The sequence below is a fragment of the Curtobacterium salicis genome (assembly GCF_011759505.1).
Classification (GTDB): Bacteria; Actinomycetota; Actinomycetes; order Actinomycetales; family Microbacteriaceae; genus Curtobacterium; species Curtobacterium salicis.
Genome location: NZ_JAAOYO010000002.1, coordinates 431,665 through 453,929, shown reverse-complemented (window position 1 = coordinate 453,929; position 22,265 = coordinate 431,665). Strand labels below are relative to the sequence as shown.

The following is a 22,265-nucleotide window of genomic DNA, read 5'->3' as shown; positions in this document are numbered from 1 at the left end:
CATGAAGGCAGTTGTCTGGCACGGCATCGGCGACATCCGGCTCGACGAGGTCCCGGAGCCCACCATCCAGGACCCGCACGACGCGATCGTGCACATCACCCGCTCGGCGATCTGCGGCACCGACCTGCACTTCGTCCGCGGCACCATGGCCCCGATGGTCGAGGGCACGATCCTCGGCCACGAGGCGGTCGGCGTCGTCTCCCAGGTCGGCGACGCCGTGCGCGGCTTCAGCCCGGGCGACCGCGTCGTCATCAACTCGACCATCTCGTGCGGCGCCTGCCGGTACTGCCGGATGGGCCAGACCGCACAGTGCGACGTGGCGAACCCGAACGGGCCGCAGGCGGGCACGAGCTTCTTCGGCGGCCCGCAGTCGACCGGCCCTGTGGACGGTCTGCAGGCCGAGTACGTCCGGGTCCCGTGGGCGCAGAACACGATGCACCCGCTGCCCGACAACGTCAGCGACGAGCAGGCGATCCTGCTCTCCGACATCTTCCCGACCGGCTGGTTCGGCGCCGAACTCGCCGGGGTGCGGCGGGGTGACGTCGTCGTCGTGTTCGGCGCCGGGATCGTCGGACAGTTCGCGGCGGCCTCCGCCTACAAGCAGGGCGCCGGTCGCGTCATCGTCGTCGACGGGCACGAGACCCGGCTCGCCGCCGCACTCGCGCAGCACTGCGAGGTCGTCGACTACAACCGGGAGGACCCGGTCCAGGCGATCCTGGACCTCACCAACGGCATCGGTGCGGACGCGGTCATCGACGCGGTCGGCGTGGACGCGGAGCGCCCGAAGCACGGCCCCGCCGCCGTGACCGACGAGCAGGCCGCCGCCTTCGACGCCGAGGTGCAGCAGGTCGCGCCCGACGCCTCGCCGGACGGGTTCGGGGAGCAGCAGCAGTGGAAGCCGGGCGACGGGCCCTCGCAGGTCGCCAAGTGGGCGGTCGCGTCGGTCGCGAAGTACGGCCGGATCGGGATCATCGGCGTCTACGGGCCGACGGCGCAGTCGTACCCGATCGGCGAGGCGATGAACAAGAACCTCACGATCCGGATGGGCAACTGTGACCACCACTCGGTCACGCCGCCCCTGATCGACATGGTCGCTGCCGGCCAGTTCGACCCGACGGCGCTCATCACCGAGCACGAGGGCATCGGGTCCGCGATCGCGGCCTACGAGGCCTTCGACCGCCGTGAACCGGGGTGGATCAAGGTCGAGTTGACGGACCTGACCGCCTGACCGAAGCGGCGCTGCGCGTCGCTCGATGACTGCCGGGAGGCCCGGTGCCGGTCCGACGGGCCGGCACCGGGCCTCCCGTGGTGCGGTGGCCACTCCGGCCGCTCCGGCCGCGCGGTCCGGGGAGGCGGCTCCGGTGCGGCTTGCCCTGCACCGATGCGGTTCTCCGCGCAGTTCCCCACACATCGGCGCGACGGTCGGCCGAGGGCGAGGCGGTGGGCCAGGATGGGACGCATGACCGACCAGCGGATCGCCGTCGTCGTCCTCGCCGCCGGGCAGGGCACGCGCATGAAGTCCTCGCTCCCCAAGGTGCTGCACCGGCTCGCCGGCCTGCCCCTCATCGCGCACGTGCTCCGGACCGCGGAGTCGCTGTCACCGGAGCACATCGCCGTCGTCGTGCGGCACGAGCGTGACCGCGTCGCCGCCGAGATCACCGAACGTGCGCCGGACGCCCTCGTCGTCGACCAGGACGACGTCCCCGGTACCGGTCGTGCCGTCGAGGTCGCGGTGGACGCGCTGCCCGCCGACTTCGACGGTGTCGTCGTGGTGCTCTCCGGCGACGTCCCGCTGCTCGACGCGCAGAGTCTCCGCACCCTCGTCAACGCCCACGGCGGCGGCGGGCACGGGGCGACCTTCGTCAGCGCGATCGCCCCGGACCCGACCGGGCTCGGACGGATCGTGCGTGACGCCGACGGGTCGTTCGCCGGGGTCGTCGAACACAAGGACGCCACACCAGAGCAGCTCCAGATCACCGAGGCGAACGCCGGCATCTACGCGTTCGACGTCACGCACCTCCGCGCGGTCCTGCCGTCCCTGACGACCGAGAACGCGCAGGGCGAGAAGTACATCACCGACGTCCCTGCCCTGATCGCTGCCCGCGGCGGCCGGGTGGACGTCGTCACGCTGAGCGATCCGTGGCTCGTCGCCGGCATCAACGACCGCGCCCAGCTCTCCGACGCCGCACGGGAACTCAACGCCCGCATCGTCCGTCGCCACCAGCTGGCCGGGGTCAGCGTGCAGGACCCCGCGTCGACGTGGATCGACCTCGACGTCTCGATCGAACCCGACGTCGAGCTGCTGCCGGACACCCAGCTGATCGGCGCGACGGCGATCGCCAGCGGGGCCGTCGTCGGGCCGGGCACCACCCTGCGCGACACCGAGGTCGGGGCAGGAGCCACCGTCAACCGGGTCGACGCCACGCTGGCGGTGATCGGCGACGGCGCCTCGGTCGGTCCCTTCGCCTACCTGCGGCCCGGCACGATCCTGGGCGAGCGCGGCAAGATCGGCACCTTCGTCGAGACCAAGAACGCGGTGATCGGCCGCGGCAGCAAGGTCCCGCACCTGTCGTACATCGGCGACACCGAGGTCGGCGACGACTCCAACATCGGTGCGAACACCATCACCGCGAACTACGACGGCGTCCACAAGCACCGCACGGTCATCGGCTCCGACGTCCGGACCGGATCGCACAACGTGTTCGTCGCCCCGGTTAGGATTGGCGACGGGGCGTACACCGGTGCAGGCACGACCGTCCGCAAGGACGTGCCGGCCGGGTCGCTCGCGATCAGCTACGCCCCACAGCGCAACACCGAAGGCTGGGTCGAGGAGAACCGACCCGGAACCCCGGCGGCCGAGTCAGCTCGGCGTGCGCGAGGCGAATGACACCTCGACGGTCCCCGTGACCGTCAGCGGTGGGCCCCGACCGGAGCCCAGGACATCGGCCCCGGCGGGTCAGATCGGCCCCTCCACGGGGTCAGGGAGTGAGCACCACACGTGTCCGGAATCAAGACAACCGGCCAGAAGCGACTCGTCCTGGTCGCAGGGCGAGCGCACCCGGAACTGTCGAAGTCGATCGCGGAAGAGCTCGGTGTCGACCTCGTCCCGACCGATGCCCGGACCTTCGCCAACGGTGAGCTCTACGCCCGCTTCGACGAGTCGGTCCGCGGCTGCGACGCCTTCGTCATCCAGTCGCACACCGCTCCGATCAACGAGTGGCTCATGGAGCAGCTCATCATGGTCGACGCCCTGAAGCGCGCTTCCGCCAAGCGCATCACCGTCGTCGCGCCGTTCTACCCGTACGCCCGGCAGGACAAGAAGGGTCGTGGCCGCGAGCCGATCTCGGCCCGCCTCGTCGCCGACCTGTTCAAGGCGGCCGGCGCGCACCGCATCATGAGCGTCGACCTGCACGCCCCGCAGATCCAGGGCTTCTTCGACGGCCCGGTCGACCACCTGTTCGCGATGCCGGTGCTCCTCGAACGCTTCCGCGAGATGCTCGACCCCGCGACCCTGACCGTCGTCTCGCCCGACATGGGCCGCGTCCGTGTGGCCGACATCTGGTCCGAGAAGCTCGGCGCACCGCTGGCGATCATCCACAAGCGCCGCGACCCGCTCGTCCCGAACCAGGTCTCCGTGCACGAGATCGTCGGTGACGTCGCCGGCCGTTGGTGCCTGCTGGTCGACGACCTCATCGACACCGGCCGCACCATCGCCAAGGCGGCAGAGGCCCTCAAGGCCAGCGGAGCCAAGGGTGTCGTCGTCGCCGCCACGCACGCGGTGTTCTCCGACCCGGCGACCGAGCTGCTGCAGAGTGAGTTCATCGACCGCGTCGTCGTCACGGACACGCTGCCGGTGCCGCACGAGAAGCGCTGGGACAAGCTCGAGGTCCTGCCGATCGCGCCGCTCATCGCCCGTGCCATCCACGAGGTGTTCGACGACGGTTCGGTGACGTCGATGTTCGACGGCGCCGCCTGAGTCCTCGGACGCAACCGTGGCACTGACCCCGCGGGACGCCCTCGCCGCCCGACTCCGGGCCGGCGGGAGCGTCTTCGCCGAGGACGAAGCCGACCTGCTGCTCGCTGCCGGTGACGGCGACCCGGCCCGGCTCCGGACGCTCCTGCAGCGTCGTCTCGCCGGGGAGCCGCTCGAGTACGTCCTCGGTTGGGCAGCTTTCGACGGGCACCGGGTCCGCGTGACACCCGGGGTCTTCGTCCCACGGGCCCGCACCCGGGTCGTCGTCACCCAGGCTGCCCGACGCCTGCACCGCTACGACCGGGTCGTCGACCTGTGCTGCGGTGCGGGAGCGATCGGGATGGCGCTGCTCGAACGGATCGGCGCGCTCGACCTCGTCGCATCCGACATCGACCCGGATGCCACCGACGTCGCGGCCGAGAACCTGGGCGACCGGGGTATCGTCGTCACGGGTGACCTCTTCGACCCGCTGCCGACCCGGTTCCGGGGGCGGGTCGACGTCCTCACCGTGAACGCGCCCTACGTCCCGACCGACGCGATCGGCACCATGCCTCCGGAAGCCCGCGACCACGAGCACCGGGTCGCCCTCGACGGCGGGGCGGACGGCCTCGACGTGCACCGTCGGATCGCTGCCGGTGCTGCGGAGTGGATCCGGCCGGGCGGGGCGGTCGTGATCGAGGTGTCGGGGGAGCAGGCACCGGTCTCCGCGGGCCTCTTCCGTGCGGCCGGCTTCGACGCGGAACTCGCCCGCGACGACGAGGTCGACGGCACCTGCGTCGTCGCCACCCTCCCCGCCTGAACCCTGCCGGCGGCGCCCGCTCCGGCACGCCTGCGCCCGCCGCTCCAGCGCGACACCGGTGTTCGTCGTTCGCGCCGCGTCATGCCGGTGTTCGACGGACGAACACCGGTGTTTCGCGCCCCACCGCGCCCGGCGACGCGTGGGCGGCGGGGCGTGCCTCCCGTCAGGAGGCGGAGATGGTGACCCCGTGCCAGCCGGTCGCGCCGTTCGGCGCGGGCGGCCGCTGCACACTCGTCTGCACCTCACCGTCGGCGCTGACGGCACGGACCTGCACCTCGTGCTGCCCGGCGACGGCGGTCCACCGGTAGACCCACTGCCGCCAGGTGTCGGCGGAGACGGAATCGGCGAGTTCGGCGTCCTGCCACCCGGCGGACCCGACCTTGACCTGCACGGCCTTGACACCGACGTGCGGCTGCCAGGCGACACCGGCGATCGGGACCCGGTCGCCGACCCGCACCGAGGTGCCGTCGGACGGGGTGTCGATCCGCGACTCCAGCTTCACCGGCCCACGCTCCGACCACCCACGCGGCGTCCAGTACCCCTGCGCCTTGGCGAAGCGGGTGACCTCGAGCTCGGTCACCCACTTGGTGGCGGAGACGTACCCGAACAGGCCCGGCACGACCAGGCGAGCCGGGAACCCGTGCTCGGCCGGCAACGGCGTGCCGTTCATGCCGACGGCGACGAGCGCCTGCGTGTCGTCGTCCTGCAGCACGTCGAGCGGGGTGCCGGCGGTGAACCCGTCGATGCTCCGCGACAGGACCATGTCGGCACCGGACTTCGGCCGGGCGCGGGCGAGGAGCGACCGGATCGGGTAGCCGAGCCAGAGCGCGTTGCCGATCAGGTCGCCGCCGACCTCGTTCGACACGCAGCTCAGCGTGGCCATGTGCTCTTCGAGGGGGAGGGCCAGGAGCTCCGCCCAGGTGATCTCGACGGTCTCCTCGACCTCGCCGTGGATCCTCAGCGACCAGTCGGCGGGGTCGATCGACGGCACGCGAAGCGCCGTGTCGATCCGGTAGAAGTCGGCGTTCGGGGTGACGTACGGCGTGATTCCCGTGACGTCCAGGCTGGCACCGCTCGGCACCGGTTCGGCCGTGCTCGCCGGTGCCGGCAGACGCACGGCCCGGCGGACCGCAGCCGCGGCCTGCAGCGACGCCGATCCCAGCCGGGAGGCGCTCCCCACCAGCGCCGCGACCGCTGCGGTGGTGACCGCCCATCCGATGAAGGAGCGGCGCTGGACACCGTCGGCGCGGTCCGCGCCGACGGTCGGGACGGCGCGGGTGTCCTCCCACCGGCGGAGGCGCTGCAGGAGGAGTCGCAGGACGATGATCGACGCGGCCACGCCGAGGACGGTCGGAGCACCGTCGAACGTGCCGCTGCCGGAACGGGTGGTGACCGCGAGCAGGGCGAGCACCCCACCGGCGGCGAAGACCAGCGCACCGAAGGGCGGTCGGCGTCGCTCGAGGACGCCGGCGCCGGCCGTGATGACCACGAGGAGGACGGTCATGAGGGCGAACAGCGCCACCTTGTCCCCGGTGCCGAACAGCGACACCATCAGGTCCTTCGCGCCTCGGGGCGCCAGGTCGATGACGGCCGAACCGACCGCGACGAGCGGGCTGCCGGCACCCCCGAGGAGCAGCGCCCCGAGCTCCGCGACGGCGAGGAACGCGAGCATGGCGATCACCCCGACGAGCGCGGCGGCCCAGCGGCGGTGCGGGAGGAGGCGCGGGTCAGGCTCGGTCACCCTCGGATGGTAGGTCAGTGCCGCTGGGAACGGCTGGTCCGGTGCGCTCGGCGGGTTCGGGGACCGTTCATCCCCGAACGTGCGGATCGAGGACGTCGTCGTGGCAGGATCGTCACCGTGCCGAGGCGACCGATCCGTGTTCCGGGTCCTGGTCGTGCCCGCGGCGACCGGGAGCGTTGGTCGCCGTACCGCCGGCTACTGGCCCTGCGGTGGGCGATCGTCGGGCTCTGGGCCGCGCTGGTCACCGCGCGCATCATCGTCGTGAACGCCGATCCGGACGCCGACCTGACGGCGTTCGGCATCGCCGAGGTCGCTGCGGTCGCCCTCGGCGTGACCGTCATCGTGATCGCCGTCCTCCGGGCGCGGGCCATCGCGCGACGGCGATCCGACGACGTGCTGGCCGTCGCGGTCCGACGCGTCGACCCGACCGTGTGGTTGGTCCCGGCCTCGGCCACCCCGGAGCTCCGCGGCACGCTCGAGGCTGCGCGTCCGGAGGTCCCGCTCGCGCAGCACGTCACGTGGGCGTTCGGCGCGACCGAGGCGTCCCTGTGGGAACTCGACGGACGGCGTGCGACGAGGTTGCTCGTGATCCGGTGGAGCCGTGTGGTGCACGTCGGGGTCGAGGACGTCCTGGTGCCCGGTGCCGGACGTCGGACAGCCCCGGCGATCGTCGTGCACTACGTCCGGGCGGACGACACCACGGCGGTGGCGACGTTCTTCGTGCGTGCGGCTCCGGGCTCGGATCGGCTGCTCGGCCGCGGGGACCGGCTGGACGAGTTGCTCGCCCGGCTCGCCCGCGAGCGCATCGTCGCCTGACACGCACGCCGCTGCACGCCGCTGCACTCCACCCGACACGCACGCACCGAGGGCCCCGTCCACGACGAGGCCCTCGGAGTCGAGCGAGTGGGATCAGTGCGTCGAGGGCTCCTGCTCGACCTCCGGACGCCCGTCCTCGGACCACAGCGTGTGGAACGTGCCGTCCTTGTCGGTGCGCTGGTAGGTGTGCGCTCCGAAGAAGTCGCGCTGCCCCTGGATCAGGGCCGCGGGCAGCCGCTCGGACGCCAGCGAGTCGAAGTACGACAGTGCCGACGAGAACCCGGGTGCCGGGATGCCCGACGCGGCCGCGATCCCGACGATGCGACGCCAGGCGGCTTCACCCTCGGCGACGGCCTTGGCGAAGTACGGGTCGACGAGCAGGGACGCGAGCTCCGGGTCCTTGTCGTACGCCTCGACGATGCGGTTGAGGAACTGGGCGCGGATGATGCAGCCGCCACGCCAGATCTTCGCCATGTCACCGAGGGTGATGTCCCAGTCGTACTCCTTCGCCCCGGCGATGATGAGGTCGAAGCCCTGCGCGTAGGCGACGACCTTCGAGGCGTAGAGCGCGGCGCGGACGTCGTCGGCGAAGGTGTCCGGCACCTCGGCGATGTCGGGGCGCTTCGTGACGGACTGCTGGACCGCTGCGCGCTGCGTCGCCCGCGACGACACGGCCCGGGCGAACACCGCTTCACCGATTCCCGACACGGGGATGCCGAGGCCGACCGCGTTCTGCACGGTCCAGACGCCGGTGCCCTTCGACCCGGCGGCGTCACGGATGACGTCCACCAGGGGCTTGCCGGTGTCGGCGTCCTGCTGCTTGAGGACCTCGCCGGTGATCTCGATCAGGTACGACTCGAGGTCGCCCTTGTTCCACTCGTCGAACACCTGGACGAGCTGGTCGACGCTGTAGCCGCCGACGCGGCGGAGCAGGTCGTATGACTCGGCGATGAGCTGCATGTCGGCGTACTCGATGCCGTTGTGCACCATCTTCACGAAGTGGCCCGCGCCGTCGGTGCCGACGTGCGTGACACAGGGCTCGCCCTCGGCCACCGCGGCGATCGAGGTCAGGATCGGCCCGAGGGTCTCCCATGCCTCGTCTGAACCGCCCGGCATGATCGAGGGGCCGTGCAGGGCGCCTTCTTCGCCACCGGAGATGCCGGTGCCGACGAAGTTGAGGCCCTTCTCCTTGAGATCGTGTTCGCGGCGGATGGTGTCGTGGAAGTTGGCGTTGCCGCCGTCGACGATGATGTCGCCTTCCTCGAACCGGTCGGCGAGCTGCGAGATCACCGCGTCGGTGCCCTTGCCGGCCTGGACCATGATGATCGCGGTGCGCGGCTTCGACAGTGACGCGACGAACCCGTCGATGTCCTCGGACGCGATGAAGCCCATGTCACCGTGCTCGTTCATGAGCTCTTCGGTGCGGGCGTAGGTGCGGTTGTAGACCGCGACGGTGTTGCCTTCCCGCGACGCGAGGTTCCGCGCCAGGTTCGAGCCCATCACCGCGAGGCCGATGACCCCGATGTTCGCCTTGTCGTTGTTCTCTGCCACGTCGACTCCTTCGTGTCTGGACGGCCAGGGCCAATCTATGCAGCCCCTCGTGTGCTCACCCAGGTCTTCCGCATCCTGTGGATCACGGGTCCCCCTGTTCGTAGTGTGGAGGCATGGCCGATGCGACCGTCCTCCCGCCCGTGCTCGTGATGGGGGTCTCCGGATCCGGCAAGTCGACCGTGGGCGAGGCGCTGACCCGTGCGCTCGTCGAGCGGGGTCAGGCGGCGGAGTTCGTCGACGCGGACGGGCTGCACCCCCAGGCGAACAAGGACAAGATGCACGCCGGCGTCCCCCTCACCGACGAGGACCGGCGCCCGTGGCTCGACGCCTGCTCGGCACGCATCGCCGAGGTGCAGCGTTCCGGCTCCCGGTGCGTGATGGCGAACTCCGCGTTGAAGCGTGCCTACCGCGACCGCCTCCGCGAGGACGCCCCGGACCTCTTCATCGCGTTCCTCGACGGGTCGCGCGAGCTCATCGCCGAGCGGCAGAGCCACCGCCACCACGAGTACATGCCGAACTCGTTGCTCGACTCGCAGTTCCGGACGCTCGAGCGTCCCGAGTCGGACGAGGCGTCGGCTGTGGTCCCGATCCGTGGGTCGGTGGACGAGACCGTCGCAGCGATCCTGGCGGTCCTGCACTGAGCCTCCCGACCGGAGGAGAAGCCGCGGGCGAAGCCTGCGGGTCAGCAGACGAAGGAGTCCCCGCATGACCGACCCGACCCCGACCGACCCGACCCCGACCGACCCGACCCCGACCTCCGGTCGCCCCGACACCTGGGCGAGCACGGACCGCGGACAGCTCCTCGACCGCGCCGAGGTGATCGTCACCAGTCCCGACCGCAACTTCGTCACCCTCAAGCTCACCACCGCCGACGGCGTCACCGGCCTCGGCGACGCCACCCTCAACGGCCGTGAACTGGCCGTCGCCGCGTACCTGTCGGAACACGTCGTGCCGCTGCTGGTCGGCCGGGACGCCAGCCGCATCGAGGACGCCTGGCAGTTCCTCTACCGGTCGTCGTACTGGCGGCGCGGCCCGGTGACGATGGCCGCGATCGCCGCCGTCGACATGGCGCTCTGGGACATCAAGGCCAAGGTCGCCGCCATGCCGCTCTACCAGCTGCTCGGCGGAGCCTCCCGGACGGGGCTGATGGCGTACGGGCACGCGTCCGGCAAGGAGCTGCCGGAGCTGTTCGACTCGATCCGCGAGCACCAGGCCGAGGGCTACCGGTCGATCCGGGTCCAGACGGGCGTCCCCGGGCTCGAGTCGATCTACGGCATCGCGTCGAACCGGACGACCGCGGGCAACGCGGGCGTCCGCTACGACTTCGAGCCGGCACAGCGCGGGTCGTTCCCGGCGATGGAGGACTGGGACACCCGTTCGTACATGCGGCACCTGCCGACCGTGTTCGAGGCCGTCCGCAACGAGTTCGGCCCCGAGCTGCCGCTGCTGCACGACGGCCACCACCGGATGACCCCGATCCAGGCGGCGAAGCTCGGCAAGTCCCTCGAGCCGTACGACCTGTTCTGGCTCGAGGACTGCACCCCCGCCGAGAACCAGGAGGCGCTGCGGCTCGTCCGGCAGCACACCACGACACCGCTCGCGATCGGCGAGGTCTTCAACACGATCTGGGACTTCAAGGACCTCATCCGCGACCAGCTCATCGACTACGTCCGCGGAGCCGTGACGCACATGGGCGGGATCACCCCGCTGCGGAAGACGATGGACTACGCCGCGATGTACCAGGTGAAGTCCGGGTTCCACGGGCCGACCGACATCTCGCCGGTGGGGATGGCCGCGCAGATGCACCTCGGGCTCGCGATCCACAACTTCGGGATCCAGGAGTACATGCACCACGGCGACCGCACGAACCGGGTGTTCCAGCAGTCGTCCACCTTCACCGACGGGTTCCTGCACCCGGGCGACGAGCCCGGCATCGGCGTCTCGCTCGACGTCGACGAGGCCGGGAAGTACCCGTACGAGCAGGCCTACCTGCCGTTCAACCGACTGGCCGACGGCACCGTCCACGACTGGTGAGGCGCCGCGGGTAGCCTCGGCGAGCGTGGACACCGACACGCTCGCAGGGGTCGCCCGCGCGCTCCTGCTCGTCCCGCCGGCGGACTTCGTCGCCGAGCGGACCGCACGGCAGCGGGCGCTACGGAAGGACGACCGGGAGACCGCAGCGGCCGTGGGGAAGCTCCGGAAGCCGGCACCGGCTGCATGGGTGGTCGACCTCCTGGCGGACGACCAGGCCCTCGACGAGGCGGTCGCCCTCGGTCCGTCGCTCCGGGAGGCCCAGGAACGGGCTGACCCGCAGGAGATCAGCACGCTCCGCCGGCAGCGTGCGAGCCTCGTGGCCGCGCTCGCCCAGGCGGGTGCGGACCGTGCCTCGGATGCCGGCCACCCGGCGACGCCCGCCGTCCTCGACCAGGTGCGCGCCACGATCGAGGCGGCGATGGCCGATCCGCACGCCGGAGCGGCCGTCCGCTCGGGGCTCCTCGTGCAGCCGCTGGAGAGCGTCGGCTTCGAACCGGTCGACCTCGACGGTGCGCTCGCCGTGCCGGACGCGGTGCCCGACGCATGGTCCGGCAGCGACGCCCCGCCCATCCCGATCACGGCCGGGAGGCGCGGTGCGAGCCGGTCCCGCCGCTCCGGCCCCGCAGACCCTCCCGACCACGACCCGGCGGCCGAGCGACGGGCGGCACGCGACGTCGAACGGCAGGCGCGCCAGACGTCCCGCGACGTCGATGCCGCGCTCGACGAGGTCGAAACGGCACTCGAGGACGTCGCGGAGCGGCGCGGCGACCTCGACCGCCGCCGTCGGGACCTCGAGCGGCAGCTCCGGGGACTCGAGGGGGAGCAGACCGACCTCGACGCCGAGGCCGAGCGCCTCGGACGGGAACGGGACGACGCGGAGCAGGCGAGCGACCGGGCGCGCGAGGACCTCGTCGCGGCTCGCCGTCGACGTCAGGCGCTCGACTGACCGCATCCACCGGGCGTGCGACACGCCCGGGCTGGTACTGGTAGACTTGCCCACGACTTCGGCGAGGGCCGCGTACGCGCGGCCGTGATCGACGCAGTGGGAGACCCGGCCAGACTCTGGGACCGTTCCTCACGCGTGCACGCGTTCGAGTTGCAACACCACAGACCCCTCGATGCCGGCACTCCGGCGTCGTCCCCGACACCAGGAGGCATCATGGCTGACTACACCAAGCTCGCGGCAGAAGTCCGCACCAAGTTCGGCAAGGGTGCGGCCCGCAAGCTCCGCGCCGCCGACAAGATCCCCGCCGTCGTCTACGGCCACGGCACCGAGCCGCAGCACATCAGCCTGCCGGGCCACGAGACCATGCTGCTCGTCCGTACCGCCAACGCGGTCGTCGACCTCGACATCGAGGGTGCCGCACAGCTCGCCCTCGTCAAGGACGTCCAGCGTGACCCGGTGCGCCAGATCATCGAGCACATCGACCTCGTCGTCCTCCGTCGTGGCGAGAAGGTCACCGTCGACGTCCCCGTCGTCATCGAGGGCGAGTCCTTCGCCGGCACGATCCACGTGCAGGACCTCAACACCGTCTCGCTGCTCGTCCTCGCGACGGACATCCCCGAGCACGTCGTCGTCGACGTCGAGGGCCTCGAGGACGGCAAGCAGATCGTCGCGTCCGAGCTGACCCTCCCCGAGGGCGCTGAGCTCGAGACCGACCCCGAGGCACTCGTCGTGCAGATCGTCACCCCGCGTGGCACCGCTGACGACGAGGCCGCGGACGAGGCCTCCGCTGAGGCGGGCGCCGAAGCCGGTGCCGAGGGCGGCTCCGCCCCGGTCTCCGAGTAACACCCCTTCGTGGCATCTGGTCGACGCTGATGGCAGATCGTTCGTTCGTCGTGGTCGGGCTCGGGAACCCCGGGCCCGACTACGCGGGCAACCGCCACAACGTCGGCCAGATGGTCCTCGATGAACTGGCTGCCCGCATGGGCGCCACGTTCAAGAAGCACAAGACCCCGAACCAGGTCGCCGAGGGGCGCCTGGTGCCGGGGGGCCCGCGGCTCGTCCTCGCGAAGCCCGGGTCGTTCATGAACACCTCCGGGGGACCGGTCTCGGCCGTCCTCGGGTTCTACTCCGCGTCGCCGGAGGACCTGATCCTGGTCCACGACGAGCTCGACCTGCCGTTCGACACCGTGCGCCTCAAGGGCAACGGCGGACACGGCGGGCACAACGGCATCCGTGACGTCATCAAGGCGACGAACACGAACGAGTTCGCGCGGGTGCGGGTCGGCATCGGCCGTCCGCCCGGACGCCAGGACCCGGCCGACTACGTGCTGCGCGACTTCGCCGCAGCCGAGAAGAAGCTCCTGCCGAACCTGCTGGCCGACGCCGCGGACGCCGTCGAGGCGATCGTGACCGACGGTCTGCTCGCCGCGCAGCAGCGCTTCCACGCGCCGGCCTGACCGGAGTTCCCGACCCCGAGCCGGGCGGGAGGCCCGTCCCGGCTCCGCCACGCGCCTCCTGTTCGCCCGTCGCGCACGGGGGAACCGCTGTCGGGGGCCGCCGGTACCATCGTGTGAGTGACGATCTCGGGCCTCATCCCTGCGCTCTCGCGCGCCTCCTCCTTCGATCGTGCGCTCCGTGCCGCTCCTCGTGACGCCGACTTCTCGGTCGTCGACGGGCTCCGCGTGCCGCTGTTCGCCGCGCTCCTGGCCGCACGGACCGGCCCGCAGTGCGCCTTCGTCATCACGGCCACCGGGCGGGAGGCCGAGGCGGTCCGTGACGCCCTGAGCTGCACGGTCCCGGACGCCGACGTGCTCGAGTTCCCGGCGTGGGAGACCCTGCCGCACGAGCGACTCAGCCCGAGCCCGCAGACCGTCGGCACCCGCATCGCCACGCTCCGAGCCCTGCAGCGCTGGCAGGACACCCCGGTGGACGAGCGTCGCACCACCGTCGTCGTCGCCAGCGTCCGTGCGGCGCTGCAGCCGATCGCCGACAACCTCACCGAGCTCGCCCCGGTCGTGCTGCACACCGGGTCGCGCGGCAACGACCTCAGCCGGCTCGCGTCGCAGCTCGTCGACCTGGCGTACGCCCGCGTCGACCTGGTCACCCGCCGTGGTGAGTTCGCCGTCCGCGGTGGCATCCTCGACGTCTTCCCGCCGACTGCGGACCACCCGGTGCGCGTCGACTTCTTCGGCGACGAGATCGACGGCGTCAAGGCGTTCTCGGTCGCCGACCAGCGCTCGACGGAGGACGACCTCGGCTCGGTCGAACTGACGGCGTCGCGCGAACTGCTCCTCAGCGACGACGTCCGGCAGCGCGCGCGCGAGATGCTGCACGAGTTCCCGAACCTGTCCCAGATGCTGGCCAAGGTCGCCGAGGGGATCCCGGTCGAGGGCATGGAGTCCCTCGCACCCGCACTCGTCCGGAAGCTCGTGCCGGTCACGGACTACCTGCCCGACGCCGCGACGATCGCCGTGTTCTCGCCCGAGCGCGTCAGCGGCCGCGCGCACAGCCTGGCCGAGACCAACCAGGAGTTCCTGCAGGCCGCGTGGAGCGCCGCGGTCGCCGGGGCACAGGCGCCGATCGACCTGGACGCCGGCAACTTCATGACCGTGCAGCAGCTCCGCAACACGCGTGGGCAGCGCACCTGGTGGACGGTGTCGCCGTTCGACTCCGGCGCCGACGAGCCGGTCTCCGACTCCGACGCCGTCGCCGAGGCGGGGGAGTACATCCGCGTCCCGGGTGAGTCGATCCCGAGCTTCGCCGGCAGCGCCGACGGTGCGGTCGCCCACGTCAAGGAGCTCACCGCCGACCAGTGGGCCGTCGTGGTGACCGCGCAGGGCCAGGGGCTCGTCGAGCGTGCGGTGCAGGTCTTGGCCGACGCCGGGGTGGCCGCGCGCGCCGGGGCGTTGGACGGGCCTCCCGAACCGGGTGTCGCCATCGTCACGACCGCCAGCGTCGAGCACGGGTTCGCGGTCGCCGACCCGCGCATCGCGCTGTTGAGCGAAGCCGAGTTCTACGGGCGGAGCGTCCAGCAGGGCGCCCGCACCGTCAAGAAGCTCGCGAGCCGCCGGAAGAACGTCGTCGACCCGCTGCAGCTGAAGCCGGGCGACGTCGTCGTGCACGCGACCCACGGCATCGGCAAGTTCGTCGAGCTCGTCAGCCGAGAGGTCTCGAGCGGCGGCCGGAACGCCGTGAAGCAGCAGCGCGAGTACCTGGTGCTCGAGTACGCGCCGTCGAAGCGGAACTACCCGGGCGACAAGCTGTTCGTGCCGACCGACCAGCTCGACCAGCTGTCCCGGTACGTCGGCGGCGAGAACCCGACCCTGTCGAAGATGGGCGGCTCCGACTGGTCCGCGGCGAAGTCGAAGGCGCGCAAGGCCGTCCGTGACATCGCCGTCGACCTGGTGAAGCTGTACTCGGCGCGGATGGCGTCGAAGGGGCACGCGTTCGGCCCGGACACCCCGTGGCAGCGTGAGCTGGAAGAGGCGTTCCCGTTCGCGGAGACCGCCGACCAGCTGACCACCATCGACGAGATCAAGCGCGACATGGAGAGCCCGATCCCGATGGACCGGCTGCTCTCGGGCGACGTCGGCTACGGCAAGACCGAGGTCGCGATCCGTGCGGCGTTCAAGGCCGTGCAGGACGGCAAGCAGGTCGCCGTCCTCGTGCCGACGACCCTGCTCGTCCGCCAGCACATGGAGACGTTCCAGGAGCGCTTCGCCGGCTTCCCGGTGAACCTGCGCGCCCTCAGCCGGTTCCAGACCGAGAAGGAGTCGAAGGAGACGCTCGCCGGCCTGGCCGACGGCACCGTCGACATCGTCATCGGCACGCACCGGATCCTGTCGCAGAACGTGCAGTTCAAGGACGTCGGGCTCGTGATCATCGACGAGGAGCAGCGCTTCGGTGTCGAGCACAAGGACCAGCTGAAGAAGCTCAAGACCAACGTCGACGTCCTGGCGATGTCGGCGACGCCGATCCCGCGCTCGCTCGAGATGGCGGTCACCGGCATCCGTGAGATGTCGACGCTCGCGACGCCGCCGGAGGACCGGCACCCGATCCTGACGTTCGTCGGACCGCAGTCCGACCTGCAGGTGGCCGCTGCGATCAAGCGCGAGATGCTCCGCGAGGGGCAGGTGTTCTACGTGCACAACCGCGTCAAGGACATCCAGTCCGTCGCCGCGCACCTGGCCGAGATCGTCCCGGACGCGCGCATCGGCGTCGCGCACGGGCAGATGGCGGAGAGCACGCTCGAGCAGGTCATGGTCGACTTCTGGGAACGCCGGTTCGACGTCCTCGTGTCGACGACGATCATCGAGACCGGTCTGGACATCGCGAATGCGAACACCCTGATCATCGACAAGGCCGACAAGTACGGGCTGTCGCAGCTGCACCAGCTGCGCGGCCGCGTCGGTCGTGGTCGCGAGCGCGGCTACGCGTACTTCCTCTACGACGCCGACAAGCCGCTGTCCGAGACCGCGCAGGACCGCCTCGAGACCATCGCCGCGAACAACGAGCTCGGCGCCGGCATGCAGGTCGCGATGAAGGACCTCGAGATCCGCGGTGCGGGCAACCTGCTCGGAGGCGAGCAGTCCGGGCACATCGCGGGAGTCGGGTTCGACCTGTACCTGCGGATGATCGGCGAGGCCGTGTCGCAGTTCCGCGGGGACGTCGCCGAGGGGCAGACCGAGCTCCGGCTCGAGATCCCGGTCGACGCGCACATCCCGGACGACTACGTCGAGTCCGAGCGGCTGCGCCTCGAGGCGTACCAGAAGCTGTCGGCAGCGTCGGCCCCGGCCGCACAGGCCGAGGCGATCGACATGGTCCTCGACGAGCTCACGGACCGGTACGGCACACCGCCGCAGGCCGTGCTCACCCTGATCGAGGTCTCCCGCCTCCGCCGGATGGCGCAGCAGGTCGGCCTGTCCGACGTCGTCGTGATGGGCTCCAACCTGCGGGTCGCCGGCAAGGAACTGGCGGACTCCGCGCAGGTGCGGCTGAAGCGGATGTTCCCGGGGGCTCGCTGGTTCCCGCAGCAGGACGCGGCGAGCATCCCGGTGCCGAAGCCGCACGGCGAGACCCTGCCGGACGACGCCCTCATCGGCTGGGTGGAGAGCATCCTCACCGCCGTCTACGGGGCACCGGCGCGCGAAGAGGCGTCGGCCGTCTGATCGGCGGTCCCACCTGACGGACGGGAGGCGCGTGGCGGATCCGCCACGCGCCTCCCGTCCGTCGGGTGGCTGCTACTCGGTCGCCTCGGCCTCGGAGAGTTCGCGGCGCTGCCGGTACCGGCGGGCGCGGACCGAGACGACGACGGCGGAGGCGACCATCGCGATGCCCGAGCCGACGAGGACGGCGAGGACGCCCTCGTCGACGATCTCCTGGTTCGCGGCGAACGCCAGCTCGTTCATGAGCAGCGACACCGTGAACCCGATGCCGCCGAGCACTCCGACGGTCATCACCGAGCCGAACGACAGGGTCGACCGGCCGGGTCCGCGGAACAGGCGGCCGGAGATCGTGCCGAAGAGCGTGATGCCGATGACCTTGCCGACCGGCAGTGCGAGCACGACCGCCCAGAACGTCGGCGACAGCTCGCTGATCCCGACCGCGGGGATGACGACCGCGGCGGAGACGAACGCGAAGACCGGCAGGACGATCGCGTTGGACCACGGTTCGACGTGCTCGTGGAGCGTGCCACCCGGACGGCGGGGGAGGACCAGGCCGAGCGCCACGCCCGCGATCGTCGCGTGCACACCCGAGTGGTACACGAGCCACCAGGTAACCAGGCCGATGACGGCCATCGCAACGATGAGGAACGGCTGCGCGCGGCTGCCGGGGCGCAGGCGACGACCGAGGACCGCGAAGACCACGAGCAGGACCGCGGCGCCCCCGAGCGCGAGGAAGTCGGTGCCGTGCGCGAAGACCACCGCGATGATCACGATCGCGATGAGGTCGTCGAGGACGGCCAGTGCCAGCAGGAACACCCGGATCGTGGAGGGCAGACCGCGACCGAACATCGCCAAGACACCGAGTGCGAACGCGATGTCCGTGGCCGTCGGGATCGGCCAGCCGTGCGTGTACGGGGTGCCGGACGCGACGAAAAGGTAGACCAACGCGGGGACGAGTACACCGCCGACCGCTGCGATGGCGGGGACCACGGCGGTCTTCGGGTTCGCGAGCTCCCCGGCGACGAGCTCGTGCTTCAGCTCCACGGCGACGAGCAGGAAGAACACCGCCAGCAGGCCGTCGCTCACCCAGTGCGCGATCGACAGGTCCAGACCGATCGCTCCCCACGGGGTGTGCCAGTCGAGGCCGCGCTCGAGGCCCGGGCCGAGCGCGGTGTTCGCGATGACCAGGCCGAGGACGGCGGCGGACAGCAGCGCGATGGCGCTGAACCGGGGGGAACGGACGAAGGAGGGCATGCGACTCCGGGAGGCGATCGGGTACGGGGAAGAGATCGTCGACCAGACTTCCCGACACGCCTCGGCCATCGTACCGGGCTGACCCTGGCATCCGATCCACGCGGAGCCGACGGTGGCAGCATGGCGTGATGACCTCCGTTGACGAACTCGTCGCCGTCGTGGACCGCCTGCTCGACGCCGAGCACGGCTGCGTCTGGAACCGCGAGCAGACCCATGCGAGCCTGGCCCGGTACGCGGTCGAGGAGACCTACGAACTGGTCGACGCCATCGACGGCGACGACACCGACGAGCTGCGTGAAGAACTCGGCGACGTGCTCTACCAGGTGGTGTTGCACGCCGGGATCGCTGCGCACGAGGGGCGGTTCGACCTGGACGACGTGGCCGACGCCGTCCGCGAGAAGATGCAGCGCCGCCACCCGCACGTCTTCGGGGACCAGGAAGCGCACACCGTCGAGGACGTCGTCCGCGTCTGGCGTGCCGCGAAGGCCGCGGAGAAGGCCGGACGCAGCAGCGTGTACGCCGGGGTGCCGCGGGCGATGCCGCCGCTCGAGCGTGCGGTGAAGCTGTTCGAACGGCTGGAGGAGCGCGGGGACCTGCACGCTGCGGTCGCCTCGGTCACGGACGGCAGCGTCGTCGAGCAGGTCGGCATGCTCGACGGGGCCGCTGCGCCTGCCGAGGGTGCGGCGGTCCAGCAGCCGTTCGGCAGCCGGGTCGACGTCGCCTGGGGTGCCGGGATGCTCGCCGAGGTGGCGGTGGTGCACGAACAGGGGATCGATCCGGTCGCGAGCCTGCGTGCGGCGGTGACGCTGCTGGAGGCGGCGGCCCGGCAGGCGGAGCAGGTGCCGGACGGGCAGGTGCCGGGCGCGCTGGTGCCGGACACGCAGGTGCCGGGCGCGCAGGCGCCAGCGGCAGAGGCCACGCCCGAGTTGCCGCAGGCGCCAGCGGCAGAGGCCACGCCCGGGTCGCCGCAGGGAGACGAAGAGCGGGCGTCCTCCTAACCCGAAAAAGGAGGACGCCCGCGAGCGGGAGGAGACGTCACCAGGGAGCGACGTCGTCAGGGGATCCCGCTCGAACCGCGTGGGCGTTTGCAGCACTTGCCCCCGCTGACGACCGACGGGTGGATCAGGCACCCATCGGCCGAGGTTCTGGATGAAGCATATCAGCGGACACCAGGCCGCCGCAACCGGGTCCCACGCTCTGCGAGAATCGTCGGCATGGCGACGACCGTGACGGCCCCCCGGGGCATGCGAGACCACCTCCCCGCGGACAAGGCCCGCCGTGAGCACGTGCTCGGGGTCATCCGGGGCGTGTACGCACGCCACGGGTTCGACGAGATCGAGACACCGGTGCTCGAGGACGCCGCCCGGCTGCACTCCGGCCTCGGCGGCGACAACGAGAAGCTCGCGTTCGCCGTGATGAAGCGCGGCCTCACCACGGAGGACCTCCACCGCGCCGAAGCGCCCCTGGAGCTCGCCGACCTCGGCCTCCGGTTCGACCTGACCGTGCCGCTCGCACGCTTCTACGCGTCACACCGAGCGGAGCTGCCGACCGTCTTCCGCGCCGTGCAGATCGCGCCGGTCTGGCGAGCGGAGCGCCCGCAGAAGGGTCGCTACCGCCAGTTCGTGCAGTGCGACATCGACGTCCTCGGCGAACCCGGACAGCTCGCCGAGATCGAACTGATCCGCGCGACCACGGCGGCGCTCGACAGTCTCGGCATCGCCGGTACCTCGATCCGCATCAACGACCGCCGGGTCCTGCTCGCGCTCCTCGCCTCGTGGGGGATCACGGACCAGGCAGCGGCGGACCGGGCACTCATCACGGTCGACAAGCTCGACAAGATCGGGCCGGACGGCGTCGCGAAGGAGCTGAGCGAGTCGCTGGACCTGGACGGTGCCGGGCTCGCCGACACCATCCGCGCGCTCGAGTCCGCCGACTGGGACAGCGTCCGCGGTGCGGAGTGGCTCGACACCGACGCGTTCGCCGACCTCGAGCGACTGCGGGCCGCGCTGCCCGGCGTCGACCTGCGCTTCGACCCGACGCTCGTCCGGGGCATGGGCTACTACACGGGGACGATCTTCGAGGTCGCGCACCCCGACTTCGGCTACAGCCTGGGCGGCGGCGGGCGCTACGACGGGATGATCGGTCGCTTCCTCGGCCAGGACGTGCCGGCGGTCGGGTTCTCGCTCGGCTTCGAACGGCTCGTCGACCTGGTCACGCTGCCGGACGCCGACGCGGACGACGCCGTCGTGCTCGTGTACGACAAGGACATGGACCCGGTGCGCCTCGCAGCCCTGAAGACCGAGGCCCTCGGATCGCACCACCGGGTGCGCCTCGAGAAGCGCACGAAGAACATGAAGAACCTGCTCGCCGGCCTGGTGGAGCAGGGCTTCGGGTCGTTCGCGACGGTGGACGCGGACACGACGTCGCTCGACGGCGTCGTGTTCCGGCCGCTCGCCTGATCGACGCCCGCCGGTCATCCACAGGCACCCGTCGGCGGACACCGGCGTCGCTAGGATCGACCGTGAACCACAACAACCCAACGACAGGGAGTACCCAGTGGCAGTGATCGATGCCGTAGGCGCACGCGAAGTCCTCGATTCCCGAGGCAACCCGACGGTCGAGGTCGAGGTCCTCCTGGATGACGGCGTCGTCTCGCGCGCGCTCGTCCCCTCCGGTGCCTCCACCGGCGCCTTCGAAGCGTACGAACTGCGTGACGGCGACGACTCGCGCTACGGCGGCAAGGGCGTGCTCAAGGCCGTCGAGGCCGTGCTCGACGAGATCGGCCCGGCGCTCGAGGGCTTCGACGCCACCGACCAGCGCCTCGTCGACGCCGCGCTCATCGAGCTCGACGGCACCGAGAACAAGTCCCGCCTCGGCGCGAACGCGATCCTCGGCGCCTCGCTCGCCGTCGCCCGTGCCGCAGCCGACTCCGTCGACCTGCCGCTGTTCCGCTACCTCGGCGGCCCGAACGCGCACACGCTGCCGGTCCCGCTCATGAACGTCGTCAACGGCGGTGCCCACGCGGACACCAACGTCGACATCCAGGAGTTCTTCCTGGTGCCCTACGGCGCCGAGTCCTTCTCGGAAGCGCTCCGCTGGGGCGTCGAGACCTACCACGCCCTCAAGGGCGAGCTGAAGAAGCAGGGTCTCGCGACCGGCCTCGGCGACGAGGGCGGCTTCGCCCCCGAGCTCGCCTCGAACCGTGCGGCGCTCGACTTCCTGCTCGCCGCCATCGAGAAGGCCGGATTCACCCCGGGCAAGGACATCGCGCTCGGCCTCGACGTCGCCAGCACCGAGTTCTTCCACGACGGCAAGTACGCCTTCGAAGGCAAGCAGCTCTCCAGCCAGGAGTTCACGCAGTACTTCGTCGACCTGGCGCGCGACTACCCGCTCGCCACGATCGAGGACCCGCTGGCCGAGGACGACTGGGAGGGCTGGACCCACCTGACCGCCGAGCTCGGCTCGAAGCTGCAGATCGTCGGCGACGACCTGTACGTCACGAACCCGAAGCGTCTGCAGCGGGGCATCGACGAGAAGGCCGGCAACTCGATCCTGGTCAAGGTGAACCAGATCGGCACGCTGACCGAGACCCTCGACGCGGTCTCGCTCGCGCAGCGCCACGGCATGACGGCGATCCTGTCCCACCGCTCCGGTGAGACCGAGGACACGACCATCGCCGACATCGCGGTCGCGGTCGACGGCGGGCAGATCAAGACCGGTGCGCCGGCTCGTTCGGACCGTGTCGCCAAGTACAACCAGCTCCTCCGCATCGAGGAAGAGCTCGGCGACGCAGCGGTCTACGCCGGCCGCTCGGCGTTCCCGCGCTCGGCGTCGCTGTAACCAGCACCATCGGAACGCCGTCCTCCCTCCGGGGCGGGCGGCGTTCCGTCATGCCGGGCGGATGCGTCCCCGGGGACGCGGGGCGTGCCTCCCGGCCGGCCGCGGTCCCTGAGAGGGTGCGCCACACGCGCGTGCCGGAGTGGCGC

Annotated in this window: 17 protein-coding genes; 14 read left to right on the top strand and 3 right to left on the bottom strand. The window is 71.2% G+C overall.

Annotation, left to right across the window (positions count from 1 at the left end):
* Position 1: 1 nt before the first annotated feature.
* The 4 genes from E9228_RS06420 (at position 2) to E9228_RS06405 (ending at position 4,772) form a co-directional block, all read left to right on the top strand.
* Positions 2-1,228, top strand: a complete 1,227-nt coding sequence (locus E9228_RS06420; protein ID WP_166779741.1) for an alcohol dehydrogenase catalytic domain-containing protein — start codon at positions 2-4, stop codon at positions 1,226-1,228.
* A 231-nt stretch (positions 1,229-1,459) separates the two neighbouring features.
* Positions 1,460-2,887: a bifunctional UDP-N-acetylglucosamine diphosphorylase/glucosamine-1-phosphate N-acetyltransferase GlmU gene (gene glmU / locus E9228_RS06415; protein ID WP_166779740.1), complete on the top strand. Its 1,428-nt coding sequence runs from the start codon at positions 1,460-1,462 to the stop codon at positions 2,885-2,887.
* Positions 2,888-2,998: 111 nt separating this feature from the next.
* On the top strand, positions 2,999-3,976 hold the full coding sequence (locus E9228_RS06410) for a ribose-phosphate diphosphokinase (RefSeq protein ID WP_166779739.1): 978 nt from the start codon (positions 2,999-3,001) through the stop codon (positions 3,974-3,976).
* 16 nt (positions 3,977-3,992) lie between these two features.
* Entirely contained in the window at positions 3,993-4,772 is a 780-nt protein-coding gene (locus E9228_RS06405; RefSeq protein ID WP_341849801.1) for a putative protein N(5)-glutamine methyltransferase, read from the top strand.
* Between the two features lie 163 nt (positions 4,773-4,935).
* On the opposite strand, the gene E9228_RS06400 is transcribed toward E9228_RS06405, so the two are convergent.
* Positions 4,936-6,513 (bottom strand): molybdopterin-dependent oxidoreductase, encoded by a 1,578-nt coding sequence (locus tag E9228_RS06400; protein ID WP_425248369.1) that lies wholly within the window; start codon positions 6,511-6,513, stop codon positions 4,936-4,938.
* Between the two features lie 117 nt (positions 6,514-6,630).
* On the opposite strand from E9228_RS06400, the gene E9228_RS06395 reads away from it, so the two are divergent.
* Positions 6,631-7,329 carry a hypothetical protein gene (locus E9228_RS06395; RefSeq protein WP_166779738.1) on the top strand — a complete coding sequence of 233 codons (699 nt, stop codon included), beginning with the start codon at positions 6,631-6,633 and terminating at the stop codon, positions 7,327-7,329.
* Positions 7,330-7,422: 93 nt separating this feature from the next.
* On the opposite strand, the gene gndA is transcribed toward E9228_RS06395, so the two are convergent.
* On the bottom strand, positions 7,423-8,880 hold the full coding sequence (gene gndA, locus E9228_RS06390) for an NADP-dependent phosphogluconate dehydrogenase (RefSeq protein WP_166779737.1): 1,458 nt from the start codon (positions 8,878-8,880) through the stop codon (positions 7,423-7,425).
* A 113-nt stretch (positions 8,881-8,993) separates the two neighbouring features.
* Between gndA and E9228_RS06385 the strand changes: the two genes are divergently transcribed.
* From E9228_RS06385 to mfd, 6 genes are all read left to right on the top strand, one after another.
* A complete protein-coding gene (locus E9228_RS06385) occupies positions 8,994-9,521 on the top strand; it encodes a gluconokinase (RefSeq protein WP_166779736.1) in 528 nt (175 codons plus the stop codon).
* Positions 9,522-9,585: 64 nt separating this feature from the next.
* Positions 9,586-10,914, top strand: a complete 1,329-nt coding sequence (gene manD / locus E9228_RS06380; protein ID WP_252727780.1) for a D-mannonate dehydratase ManD — start codon at positions 9,586-9,588, stop codon at positions 10,912-10,914.
* Between the two features lie 25 nt (positions 10,915-10,939).
* Complete coding sequence (locus E9228_RS06375) at positions 10,940-11,860, top strand: hypothetical protein (RefSeq protein ID WP_166779735.1); 921 nt, start codon at positions 10,940-10,942, stop codon at positions 11,858-11,860.
* A 213-nt stretch (positions 11,861-12,073) separates the two neighbouring features.
* Positions 12,074-12,703, top strand: a complete 630-nt coding sequence (locus E9228_RS06370) for a 50S ribosomal protein L25/general stress protein Ctc (protein WP_166779734.1) — start codon at positions 12,074-12,076, stop codon at positions 12,701-12,703.
* Positions 12,704-12,732: 29 nt separating this feature from the next.
* The gene (gene pth, locus E9228_RS06365; protein WP_166779733.1) at positions 12,733-13,317 is read left to right on the top strand and encodes an aminoacyl-tRNA hydrolase; all 585 of its coding nucleotides are present in this window, start codon (positions 12,733-12,735) and stop codon (positions 13,315-13,317) included.
* Positions 13,318-13,434: 117 nt separating this feature from the next.
* A complete protein-coding gene (gene mfd / locus E9228_RS06360; protein ID WP_166779732.1) occupies positions 13,435-17,028 on the top strand; it encodes a transcription-repair coupling factor in 3,594 nt (1,197 codons plus the stop codon).
* 72 nt (positions 17,029-17,100) lie between these two features.
* Here the strand turns inward: mfd and nhaA are convergent, their stop codons facing one another.
* Positions 17,101-18,279: a Na+/H+ antiporter NhaA gene (nhaA, locus tag E9228_RS06355; RefSeq protein WP_166779731.1), complete on the bottom strand. Its 1,179-nt coding sequence runs from the start codon at positions 18,277-18,279 to the stop codon at positions 17,101-17,103.
* Between the two features lie 128 nt (positions 18,280-18,407).
* On the opposite strand from nhaA, the gene E9228_RS16745 reads away from it, so the two are divergent.
* The 3 genes from E9228_RS16745 (at position 18,408) to eno (ending at position 22,119) form a co-directional block, all read left to right on the top strand.
* Entirely contained in the window at positions 18,408-19,277 is an 870-nt protein-coding gene (locus E9228_RS16745; RefSeq protein WP_208385611.1) for a MazG family protein, read from the top strand.
* Positions 19,278-19,493: 216 nt separating this feature from the next.
* Positions 19,494-20,738 (top strand): histidine--tRNA ligase, encoded by a 1,245-nt coding sequence (gene hisS, locus E9228_RS06345; RefSeq protein WP_166779730.1) that lies wholly within the window; start codon positions 19,494-19,496, stop codon positions 20,736-20,738.
* A 97-nt stretch (positions 20,739-20,835) separates the two neighbouring features.
* The gene (gene eno / locus E9228_RS06340; RefSeq protein ID WP_111076424.1) at positions 20,836-22,119 is read left to right on the top strand and encodes a phosphopyruvate hydratase; all 1,284 of its coding nucleotides are present in this window, start codon (positions 20,836-20,838) and stop codon (positions 22,117-22,119) included.
* Positions 22,120-22,265 lie beyond the last annotated feature (146 nt).

Coding starts and splice junctions, on each gene's coding strand:
- manD (WP_252727780.1), top strand. CDS start 9,586: ATGACCGACCCGACCCCGACCGACCCGACCCCGACCGACCCGACCCCG.
- pth (WP_166779733.1), top strand. CDS start 12,733: ATGGCAGATCGTTCGTTCGTCGTGGTCGGGCTCGGGAACCCCGGGCCC.
- E9228_RS06370 (WP_166779734.1), top strand. CDS start 12,074: ATGGCTGACTACACCAAGCTCGCGGCAGAAGTCCGCACCAAGTTCGGC.
- E9228_RS06385 (WP_166779736.1), top strand. CDS start 8,994: ATGGCCGATGCGACCGTCCTCCCGCCCGTGCTCGTGATGGGGGTCTCC.
- nhaA (WP_166779731.1), bottom strand. CDS start 18,279: ATGCCCTCCTTCGTCCGTTCCCCCCGGTTCAGCGCCATCGCGCTGCTG.
- E9228_RS16745 (WP_208385611.1), top strand. CDS start 18,408: ATGACCTCCGTTGACGAACTCGTCGCCGTCGTGGACCGCCTGCTCGAC.
- E9228_RS06420 (WP_166779741.1), top strand. CDS start 2: ATGAAGGCAGTTGTCTGGCACGGCATCGGCGACATCCGGCTCGACGAG.
- hisS (WP_166779730.1), top strand. CDS start 19,494: ATGGCGACGACCGTGACGGCCCCCCGGGGCATGCGAGACCACCTCCCC.
- glmU (WP_166779740.1), top strand. CDS start 1,460: ATGACCGACCAGCGGATCGCCGTCGTCGTCCTCGCCGCCGGGCAGGGC.